The 10,595-nt window shown below is 65.1% G+C and carries 6 protein-coding genes; 2 read left to right on the top strand and 4 right to left on the bottom strand.

Going from position 1 to position 10,595, the window contains the following annotated elements; translation table 11 throughout:
* Positions 1-1,323 (bottom strand): MATE family efflux transporter (locus tag IAE38_RS20525; RefSeq protein WP_201219024.1); only part of this gene is annotated, 1,323 nt, incomplete at its 3' end.
* A 181-nt stretch (positions 1,324-1,504) separates the two neighbouring features.
* Here IAE38_RS20525 and IAE38_RS20520 point away from each other — a divergent pair.
* Entirely contained in the window at positions 1,505-6,397 is a 4,893-nt protein-coding gene (locus IAE38_RS20520; RefSeq protein ID WP_201219021.1) for an alpha-2-macroglobulin family protein, read from the top strand.
* 70 nt (positions 6,398-6,467) lie between these two features.
* Here the strand turns inward: IAE38_RS20520 and IAE38_RS20515 are convergent, their stop codons facing one another.
* The gene (locus IAE38_RS20515; RefSeq protein WP_028633002.1) at positions 6,468-6,761 is read right to left on the bottom strand and encodes a hypothetical protein; all 294 of its coding nucleotides are present in this window, start codon (positions 6,759-6,761) and stop codon (positions 6,468-6,470) included.
* Positions 6,762-6,838: 77 nt separating this feature from the next.
* Between IAE38_RS20515 and pbpC the strand changes: the two genes are divergently transcribed.
* Positions 6,839-9,193: a peptidoglycan glycosyltransferase PbpC gene (gene pbpC / locus IAE38_RS20510; RefSeq protein WP_201219019.1), complete on the top strand. Its 2,355-nt coding sequence runs from the start codon at positions 6,839-6,841 to the stop codon at positions 9,191-9,193.
* Positions 9,194-9,216: 23 nt separating this feature from the next.
* Here pbpC and IAE38_RS20505 read toward each other — a convergent pair whose 3' ends face one another.
* Positions 9,217-9,993: a response regulator gene (locus tag IAE38_RS20505; protein ID WP_201164935.1), complete on the bottom strand. Its 777-nt coding sequence runs from the start codon at positions 9,991-9,993 to the stop codon at positions 9,217-9,219.
* A 119-nt stretch (positions 9,994-10,112) separates the two neighbouring features.
* Entirely contained in the window at positions 10,113-10,583 is a 471-nt protein-coding gene (locus IAE38_RS20500) for an A24 family peptidase (RefSeq protein ID WP_201219017.1), read from the bottom strand.
* Between the last annotated feature and the right edge of the window lie 12 nt (positions 10,584-10,595).

The raw sequence follows: 10,595 nt of genomic DNA, 5'->3' as shown, positions 1-10,595 counted from the left end.
CCCCCGCACCTGCAACCGCCACCCCACCCAACCCAGCGTCACCGCCCGCAACGCCATGAAGCCGAGAAACGCCAGCCACAACCCATGGTTGCCAAACCCGCTCATCACCACGCCGAAGGGCAGTGCCACCAACACCGACAGCAACATTGCATTGCGCATCTCCCGTGCCCGGGTCGCGCCGATGAACAGCCCGTCCAGCAGGTAGCTCCACACCGCAATCAACGGCAGCACCGCCAGGTAGGGCAGGTACGGGTACGCCGCCATGCGCACGCTTTCGATGTTGGTCTGCAGGTCGATGAACAGGTGCCCACCCAGCAGGAACAACCCGGCAAAACCCAGGCTGACGAACAGTGACCAGCCACCGGCTATCACCAGGGAGCGCCGCAAGGTGTCGCGGTCCCGTGCACCAATGGCATGGCCGCACAAGGCTTCGACTGCATGGGCCAGCCCGTCCAGGGCATAGGCCGTGAGCAGCAGGCCGTTGAGCAGCAGTGCATTGGCCGCCACGGTCGCTTCACCCAGGCGAGCGCCTTGCACCGTGATCAGCAGAAACACCACTTGCAACGCAAGGCTGCGCAGAAAAATGTCGCGGTTCACTGCCAGCAGAGGCCGCCAGGCCTGCCAGCGGGTGAGTGCCCGCCACGCCACTCGCCCAGGGTGGGCTCGCAAGGCTGGGCGGGTGAGTGCCAGGCCGAGCAGGGCAGCGCTCCACTCGGCAATCACCGACGCCCGCGCCGAACCCAGCACCCCCCAGTCCAGGCCCAGCACGAACCATAGGTTAAGCGCGATATTCAGCAGGTTGGTGGTCAGCAGGATCGCCAGGGGCGCCCGTGCATTCTGGGTGCCCAGGAACCAGCCAACCAGCGCGTAGCTGGCCAGCGCCGCCGGCAAACCCAGCAGCCGGGTGTGAAAGAATGCCTCGGTGGATTGCAGCAGCGCGGCGCTGGGTTGCATCGCATGCAGGGCCAGCTGGCTGAAGGGCAGGGCCACCAAGACGATCAGCACAGCCAGGGCAAGGGCCAGCAGCAGCCCCTGCGCCAGCACCTGGCGCAAGGCCGCGCCGTCGCCCCGCCCGGCTGCCTGGGCAGCGAAACCGGTAGACCCCATGCGTAGAAACCCCAGCAGGCCCACCATGAAGGTGAAAAGCGTGCCGCCCACGGCCACGGCCCCCAGCTGATGGGCGTGGGGCAGGTGGCCGATCACCGTGCTGTCCACCAGGGTAACCAGCGGCACGGAAATGTTGGACAGGATCATCGGCGCGGCCAGCGCCCACACCTTCAGGTGGGTGGGGCGGTGCCGCCAGTCGGTAAGCATCGAGGTCATCGGGGGCCTGGAAAGTCGGGGCTGCAGTACAGCCGTATGGCAATGCAGCAACAGAGTGTACCGGCCAGGCAACCAATTAGCGCGAACAGGGTCTCACTTGCCGCGTCGCGCTGGGTGCCATGCCTACGCGTGCGCTATAGTTGCAGCCCTCACCTACATACTGCCCAAGAGTTTGTACTCCATGTTCAACAAAGGATTGTTGCTGGCCTGTGCGCTGGCCCTGCTTAGCGCCTGTGACTCTTCCACGCCGGACAAGCCGGCACCTGCCCAGAAGCCGACGGCCGCCGCAAGCCAACCCGTCAAACGCGAAGATCCGGCATTGCTCGCCGAGCGTTACAAGGGCCGCGAGCTGACCGTGCTGGACGCCTCCGAGGTGCAACTTGATGGCGCAGCCACGCTGTCGCTGAGCTTCTCGGCGCCGCTGGACGCCAAACAGGACTTCGCCAGCAAGGTGCACCTGGTCGATACCGTGAAGGGCAAGGTCGATGGCGCCTGGGAGCTGTCCGAAAACCAGATGGAGCTGCGCCTGCGCCACCTGGAGCCCAAGCGCAAACTGGTGCTGACCGTGGACAAGGGCTTGCTGGCAGTCAACGGTGAGCAGTTGCAGGACGAGTCCATCACCCGCCTCGAAACCCGTGACATGCAGCCGACCATCGGCTTTGCCAGCCGGGGTTCGCTGCTGCCGACGCGCCTTGCCGAAGGCCTGCCGGTCATTGCCTTGAACGTGGACAAGGTGGATGTGGAGTTCTTCCGGGTCAAACCGGACATGCTCTCGTCGTTCCTCGCCAACTGGGGGCGCCGCAGCAGCCTGGAGTACTACCAGTCCAAAGATACCCTGAGCATGGCCGAACTGGTGTACAGCGGCCGCTTCGACCTCAACCCTGCGCGCAATACCCGCGAAACCGTGCTGCTGCCGATTGCTGGCATCAAGCCCTTGCAAGCGCCTGGCGTGTACCTGGCGGTGATGCGCGCATCGGGTACCTATGACTACTCGCAGCCGGCCACGATGTTTACCTTGAGCGACATCGGCGTGTCTGCCCATCGTTACCGTGACCGTATCGACGTCTTCGCCCAGGCCCTGGAGGGTGGCAAGGCACTGAACGGCGTCAACCTCGAAATCCATGACGAAAAAGGCAAGCTGCTGGCGCAGGCCAGCACGGACGGCAAGGGCCATGCCCAACTGCCGATCACGACCAAGGCCGATACCCTGATCGCAACCCAGGGTGTGCACACCACGCTCCTGCGCCTCAATACTGCAGCCCTGGACCTGGCCGAGTTTGACATCACCGGCCCCCAGGCCAACCCGCTGCAGTTCTTCATCTTCGGCCCGCGCGACCTGTACCGGCCTGGTGAGACGGTGCTGCTCAACGGCTTGCTGCGCGACCAGGACGGCAAGCCGGTGAAAGCCCAGCCAGTGAATGTGGAAGTGCGGCGCCCGGATGAGCAGGTCAGCCGCAAGTTTGTCTGGGAGGCCGACAACAATGGCCTGTACCAATACCAGTTGCAGTTGGCGACCGAGGCCCCAACCGGCCGCTGGCAGCTGCTGCTCGACCTGGGTGGCGGGCGCAAGCAGGTGTATGAATTCCTGGTCGAGGATTTCCTGCCCGAGCGGCTGGCGCTGGAGCTCAAAGGCAGTAGCAAGCCCCTTGCACCCGATGAAGATGCGCGCATCCAGGTGACCGGCCGCTACCTGTACGGCGCACCGGCGGCAGGCAACCGCCTAAGCGGTCAGGCCTATGTTCGCCCGCTGCGTGAGGCGGTGCCTGCGCTGCCCGGCTACCAGTTTGGCTCGGTCACCGAGGCCGAGCTGACCCAGGACCTGGAACTGGACGAAGTCACCCTCGACCAGGCGGGCAAGGCCGTACTCGACATCCCCAGCCGCTGGGGCGAAGCGCGTTCGCCGCTGCAACTGACCGTGCAGGCCAGCTTGCAGGAGTCCGGTGGCAGGCCGATCACCCGGCGCCTGGAGCAACCTGTGTGGCCCGCCGAGCGCCTGCCCGGGCTGCGTGGGCTGTTTGACGGTGAAGAAACCAACAGCGATGGCCCCGTCGAGTTCGAATTCCTGGTAGCCGACCGCGAGGGCAACAAGCTTGCGGCCAACGACCTGAAAGTGCGGTTGATTCGCGAGCGACGCGATTATTACTGGAACTACTCCCAGAGTGACGGCTGGAGCTACGCCTACAACGAAAAACCCCTTACCCAGAGCGAGGAAACCCTCAGCGTCAAGGCGGGCTCAACCGCCAAGATGAACTTCCAGGTGGAGTGGGGCCCGTACCGCGTGGAGGTGGAAGACCCACAGACCGGTGTGGTGTCGAGCGAACGCTTCTGGGCCGGTTACCGCGCCCAGGATAACGCCGAAGGTGGCGCCGTTAGGCCAGACCAGGTCAAGCTGGCGCTGGACAAGCCCTCCTATGCCGACGGCGCGACCGCCAAGGTCACTGTCACCCCGCCTGCCGCGGGCAGTGGCTACCTGATGATCGAGTCCAGCGATGGCCCGTTGTGGTGGCAAGAGATCGATGTGCCTGCCGAGGGCAAAACCTTCGAGGTGCCGCTGGACAAGGCCTGGGCGCGCCACGACCTGTACCTGAGCACCCTGGTGATTCGCCCGGGTGAGCGCAAGGCCAATGCCACGCCCAAGCGTGCAGTGGGTGTGTTGCACCTGCCGCTGGACCGCGCCGAGCGCAAGCTGGCGGTGAGCTTGCAGGCACCGCAGAAAATGCGCCCCAAACAGCCGCTTACCGTGAAGATCAAGGCCGCCAGAAGCAATGGCAGCGTGCCCAAGCAGGTGCATGTGCTGCTGTCGGCGGTGGATGTGGGCATCCTCAACATTACCGACTTCAAAACCCCAGACCCCTTCGCCAGCCTGTTCGGGCGCAAGGCCTATGGCGCCGACCAGCTGGACATCTACGGCCAACTGATCGAAGCCGGGCAAGGTCGCCTGGCCAGCCTGGCATTTGGTGGCGATGCGGCCATGGCCAAAGGCGGCAAACGCCCCAATACCACGGTGACCATCGTCGCCCAGCAAAGCCTGCCGGTGACCTTGGACGAAAACGGCGAAGGCCAGGCCAGTGTCGATATCCCCGACTTCAATGGTGAACTGCGCGTGATGGCCCAGGCCTGGGCCGAGGAAGACTTCGGCATGGCTGAAGCCAAGACCGTGGTCGCTGCGCCACTCATTGCCGAACTGTCCGCCCCGCGCTTCCTGGCGGGCGGCGACCGCACCCGCCTGGCGCTGGACCTGGCCAACCAGTCGGGCCGTGCCCAACAGTTGAACGTTGAGATCACCACCGAGGGGCAAGTCAGCCTCACGGCCAGTGCCGTGCAGGCTGTATCGCTGGCTGAAGGCCAGCGCTCCACGCTGATGATTCCTGTGCAAGCTCAAGGCGGGTTCGGGCAGGGCAAGGTCCATGTGCGTGTCACGGGCCTGCAATTGCCGGATGAGCCAGCGGCTGCGTTCGAACGTGAATGGACGCTGGGCGTGCGCCCTGCCTATCCGGCCATGCTCAAGCATTACCGCGTGGCGCTGTCAGACCAGCCCTGGACCTTGCCCGAAGCAGACCTGGCGGCCTATGAACCGTCGGGTGTCGAAGCGATACTGGCGCTGTCGAGCCGGCCACCGCTGAACCTGGGCGAGCAGATTCGCGCGTTGGAGGCCTACCCCTATGGTTGCCTGGAGCAGACCACCAGCGGCCTCTACCCGTCGCTGTACGCCGATGCCGACAGCCTCAAGCGCCTGGGCATCAAGGGCGAACCGGCAGACGTGCGCAAGCGCAAGATCGAAATGGGCATCGAACACCTGCTTGGCATGCAGCGTTACAACGGCAGCTTCGGCCTGTGGAGTTCGGACAGCGAAGAAGAGTACTGGCTGACCGCCTATGTAAGCGACTTCCTGCTGCGGGCCCGTGACCAGGGTTACGGGGTGCCGGCCGAAGCCTTGAAGAAGGCCAACGAACGCCTGCTGCGCTACTTGCAGGAGCGCAACTTGATCGAAGTGGACTACAGCGACAACGCCGATCACACCCGCTTTGCGGTCCAGGCCTATGCTGCCCTGGTATTGGCGCGCAGCCAGCAGGCACCGCTGGGCGCGCTGCGTGGCCTGTTTGAACGCCGGGCCGATGCCCGCTCTGGTCTGCCGCTGGTGCAACTGGCCGTGGCCTTGGACAAAATGGGTGACAAGCCCCGTGCACAGCAGGCGCTGCAGGCTGGCCTTGCAGTCAGCCGTGGTAAAGGCTGGATGGGCGATTACGGCAGCGCCCTGCGGGATCAGGCGCTGATTCTGGCGCTGCTGCAGGAGAACAACCTTGCCAGCGGCCAGGTCGATCAACGCCTGTTTGCCCTGTCGGATGAGCTGGCTGCCAACCGCTGGCTCTCTACCCAAGAGCGCAATGCGCTGTTCCTGGCAGGCCGTGGCTTGCTCGGTAAGCCAGAAAAATCATGGAAAGCGCGGCTGGACAGCGCGGGTGAAATCCGCGAATTCGACAACGCCGATGCGGGCATGAAGCTGGAGGGCCCGCTACTGGCCTCCCCGCTGACCGTGCAGAACCAGGGCGGCGAGACGATTTATCAGCAACTGACGATTTCGGGTTACCCCCGTCAGGCCCCAGCGGCCAGCAGCAATGGTATGCAGATCCGTCGTGAGTACCTGGGCATGAATGGCCAGCCGCTGGACCTGGGCAACCTGCGCAGCGGTGACTTGGTACTGGTACACCTGGCGCTGAAGGCCCAAGACCGTGTGCCTGATGCGCTGGTAGTCGACCTGCTGCCAGCCGGTCTGGAGCTGGAGAACCAGAACCTGGCGCAAAGCGCTGCCAGCCTGGACAACGCCAGCAGCGCGGTAAAAGAGTGGCGTGGCTCGATGCAGAACGCCAATGTGGTGCACCAGGAATACCGCGACGACCGTTACGTCGCGGCCGTGAAGCTCGACGGCTACGGCACCACCCACCTGCTGTACCTGGCGCGTGCAGTCACCCCGGGCACCTATCGGGTGCCGCCGCCGCAGGTAGAGTCGATGTACCGCCCGAACCTGCAGGCTGTGGGTGACGGGCAAGGGGAAATGACAGTCAAGCCGCGTTAGGGAGCGGTAGCGCCAGGCAGTGGGGGGGATGTGCCCGCCTGCCTGGCGCCCACCCCCGGCAGCCCGGCGCTTAGTGTATGACCCAGCTCATCACCCACAACCCCAGTACCAGCCAGATGATCCCGAGGATGATCGAGGCTCGCATGAACGCGCGGATTGCCGAGTACAGCAGCATCAGGCCGACGATCAACGCCAGGATGCTGACCAGCGAGGTGTCCATGCCCAGGGTGCGTGCCAGGCCGTCGACAAAGTTGCCACCGGCATTGGCCAGCAGGTTGAACAGGCCGCTCAACGCGTCGACGATGATGCGGATCAACGACCCCAGCGCCTGGCCCAGCCACTCGAAAAAACCTTCTACATGCATAGTTGCTTCCTGATGATCGACTCGGCGATTGTGCCGTCCCCAACCCTTTGGCCATTATCTGGCCAGGTCGGTTCCCGATGCCAAGCTTAGCGTGGCCGCGCACCCGTGCGGGCAAGCTGCTGCGCGCTACGCTACTCGGCAGCCTGATTGTGGTTGGCCTGCTGTGGCTGGCTGATCGCCTATGGCCGCTGCCGATGCCCCAGGACGACCTGGCGCGCGTGGTGCTTGCCGAAGACGGTACGCCCCTGTGGCGCTTTGCCGATGCCGACGGTGTGTGGCGTTACCCGGTCAGCCCCGAGCAGGTGTCGCCGCTTTATCTGGAGGCGCTGCTCACCTACGAGGACCGCTGGTTCTATCGCCATCCGGGGGTGAACCCGCTGGCCTTGGCCAGGGCGGCCTGGCTGAACCTGAGCGGCGGGCGGGTGGTGTCTGGGGGCAGTACCTTGTCGATGCAGGTGGCGCGGCTGCTCGACCCGCATGACCGTACCCTGGCAGGCAAACTGCGCCAGCTGTGGCGCACGCTACAGCTGGAGTGGCACTTGCCCAAGCGCGAGATCCTGCAGATATACCTGGACCGCGCGCCGTTCGGCGGCACGTTGCAGGGCGTTGCCGCCGCGAGCTGGGCCTACCTGGGCAAGTCGCCCTTGCACCTGACGCCCGCCGAGGCCGCGCTGCTGGCCGTGCTGCCCCAGGCCCCCAGCCGGCTGCGCCCGGACCGACACCCAGAACGCGCGCAGCGTGCCCGTGACAAGGTGCTGCAACGCCTGGCGCAATACCAGGTATGGCCTGCGCAGCGCATCCGCGAGGCTGCCGAGGAACCGCTGTTGTTGGCGCCACGCCAGGAGCCGGCGTTGGCCCCACTGCTGGCACGGCGCCTGAATACGGCCGGTAGCCCGCCCCTGATACGCACTACGCTGGACGCCGCCCTGCAAAGGCGCCTTGAGGACCTGCTGCTGGGCTGGCGCGCCCGGCTGCCCGAACGTACCTCAGCGGCCATCCTGGTGGTCGAGGCGCAGAACATGGCCGTGCGTGCCTACCTGGGCTCGGTCGACCTGGCGGATGACAGGCGCTTCGGCCATGTCGACATGGTGCAGGCGTTGCGCTCGCCAGGCTCCACGCTCAAGCCTTTCCTGTATGGCATGGCGCTGGACGATGGCCTTATTCATTCCGAGTCGTTGCTGCAGGATGTGCCGCGCCGCTACGGCGATTATCGCCCCGGCAACTTTTCGTCCGGGTTCAGTGGCCCGGTGTCGGCCAGCTCGGCGCTGGCGCTGTCACTCAACCTGCCAGCCGTGCAACTGCTGGAAGCCTACGGCCCCAAGCGCTTTGCCGCACAGCTACGCATGGCGGGCTTGCCGCTGGTATTGCCGCCGCTGGCCGAACCGAACCTTTCGTTGATTCTGGGCGGTGCCGGCAGCCGCCTGGAAGACCTGGTGGGGGGCTATGCGGCACTGGCCCGTGAGGGCAACACGGCCCAGATACGTTTGCAGCCTCAGGCTCGGTTGGTGGAGCATCGCCTGATGTCACCGGGTGCTGCCTGGATCATCCGCCGCATCCTCAGTGGCCAGGCCCGGCCAGACCGCGACCCTCATGCCGAGTTGGTGCAGCGCCCGCAGCTGGCCTGGAAGACCGGCACCAGCTACGGCTTTCGGGACGCCTGGTCGGTCGGGGTGGGGCCTCGCTACCTGATCGGTGTGTGGATCGGCCGGCCCGACGGTACGCCGGTGCCCGGGCAGTTCGGCCTGGCCTCTGCTGCACCGCTGATGCTGCAGGTGCATGACCTGTTGACCAACCGTGACCGCCAGCGGGGGCTGAGCATACCGATACAGCCCGTACCAGCGAGCGTGGGGGTGGCTGCGATCTGCTGGCCACTCGGCCAGCCTATGCAGCGGCACGCCCCGAACTGCCGGCGTCAGCGCTTTGCCTGGACGCTGGACGGCACCATCCCCCCGACCTTGCAGGCGGCGGATCAACCGCTGGGCCTGGGGTTGCACGAAAGCGTGTGGGTCAATGACCGTGGGTTGCGGGTAGATGGCAGTTGCCCGGGTGCCCGGCAGCGCGATATCGCGTTATGGCCGGCGCCGCTGGAACCCTGGCTACCGCGGGCAGAGCGCCGTGCCGCCCTGCTGCCTGCCATCGACCCAGGCTGCTCGCCACAGGTTGCGGCCAGCGCGCCACCGCTGTCCATCGTCGGGGTACGGCCGGGTGATAACCTGCGTCGTCCCGCCAACAGTGCTGAGCCATTGCAGCTTGATGTGTCTGCACTGGGCGGCGCCGGCCGGCGCTGGTGGTTCCTGAATGGCCAGCCGCTGGGTGAGACCCAGGGCCAGGGCAGCCTGCCGTTACGCCTGCCACAGGCAGGGCGGGCCGAGCTGAGCGCACTGGACGAAAGCGGCGAAACAGCCCGCGTAACGTTCCAGGTCAGCCAGTGAGGTAGCCCGGCAGGTGTCGCCCGTCAGTGGGCGGTGAAGCGCTGATGCACGGGCGCGGAGCCCGGGGTCAGCGCCAACGCCAGTTGGGTGCGGTTGTGCATGTGGGTCAGGCGCAACACCTGGGAGACATAGAGCTTGACCGTGTTCTCGGTGATGCCCAGTTCGCAGGCAATCTGGTAGTTGGTCTTGCCCTTGCCCACCAGGCGGGCGACCTCAAGCTGGCGCGGCGAAAGCTTGTCGAACACCGCAGGCAACTCGCCCTCGGTATCCTCGGCATCCCCAGCGCGACGGTGCGCGCCCAGGCCTCGGGCTTTCTCCAGGTCCTGGTACAGCTCGTCGACAGAGTCAGCCAGCTCCTGCAGCCGCTGGTTCAACCCGCCGAGGTCGCTGAGATTGCGTTGGCGTTCCACCAGCACCTCTTCCTGCCGGCGCACGCCTTCGAGCAGTTCGTCCAGGTCCATGGGCTTCTGGTAGTAATCGGCAAAGCCTTCACGCAGGGCGCGAATCACGTCCTGTTTTTCCGCCCGCCCGGTCAGCATGATGGCCTCGAACATGCGCTGCCCCGGGTTGATCTGCTTGAGCGCCCGTACCAGCTCGATGCCGTCACGTTCAGGCATGTGCAGGTCGCAGATGACCAGGCCGATGGCAGGGTCGGCCACGTAGCGTTCGATCGCTTCGTTGGTGGAAAGGGCCGATGTGCACGCGTAGCCCTTGGCGTTGAGGAATTCGCACAACTGTTCAACGATGGCCGATTGATCATCGACCACCAACACCTTTACTTCACTCACTGGTCTGGACACGATCAACTCCCTGTTCGTATACGGCCCTGCTCCCGGGCTAGACGCTCTGGCAGTTTAAAAGTAGCCGTACCTCTGAAATATGTACAAGGCACGTACACATCTTCGGACCGCCGGGATGTTCATTGGATCCATACAGCTGTCAGGAGGAAGCCGGCCAGTACGTAAGGTACGAACGCCTGCTTGTCGCCCATGGCCTCGGTCAGGGCTTGCAGGCGCTTTTTTACCTTGGCATCGAGCAGTGCCCACAAGCGCCTGCGGGTCATCAGCCAGATCAGCAGGCTGATGCCGGCCCCAATGAAGGTCCCCAGTACATACTGGGGCCCTGTGGCCAGTGCCAGAGCGCCCATCAGCTTGACGTCGTCCGCACCGAAATGGCCGAGCATGTACACCGGCAGGGTAAGCAGCATGACAATCGCCAACGCCCAGCCCGCATCGCCGGGGTCTGCCCCCAACCAGGTGTGGCCGGTTGCGAATAGCCAGAATAGCGCGCAGACGGCTACGCCGAGGGTGAGTACATTGGAGATCTTACGCTGGCGCACGTCCTGTTCGGTGCACAGGGCAAGCCATAGGAGAAGCACAATGCTTTGCATCGACAGCCCACC

This window comes from Pseudomonas sp. S32 (genome assembly GCF_016648095.1).
Classification (GTDB): domain Bacteria; phylum Pseudomonadota; class Gammaproteobacteria; order Pseudomonadales; family Pseudomonadaceae; genus Aquipseudomonas; species Aquipseudomonas parafulva.
This window is presented reverse-complemented; position numbering and strand designations above follow the sequence as displayed.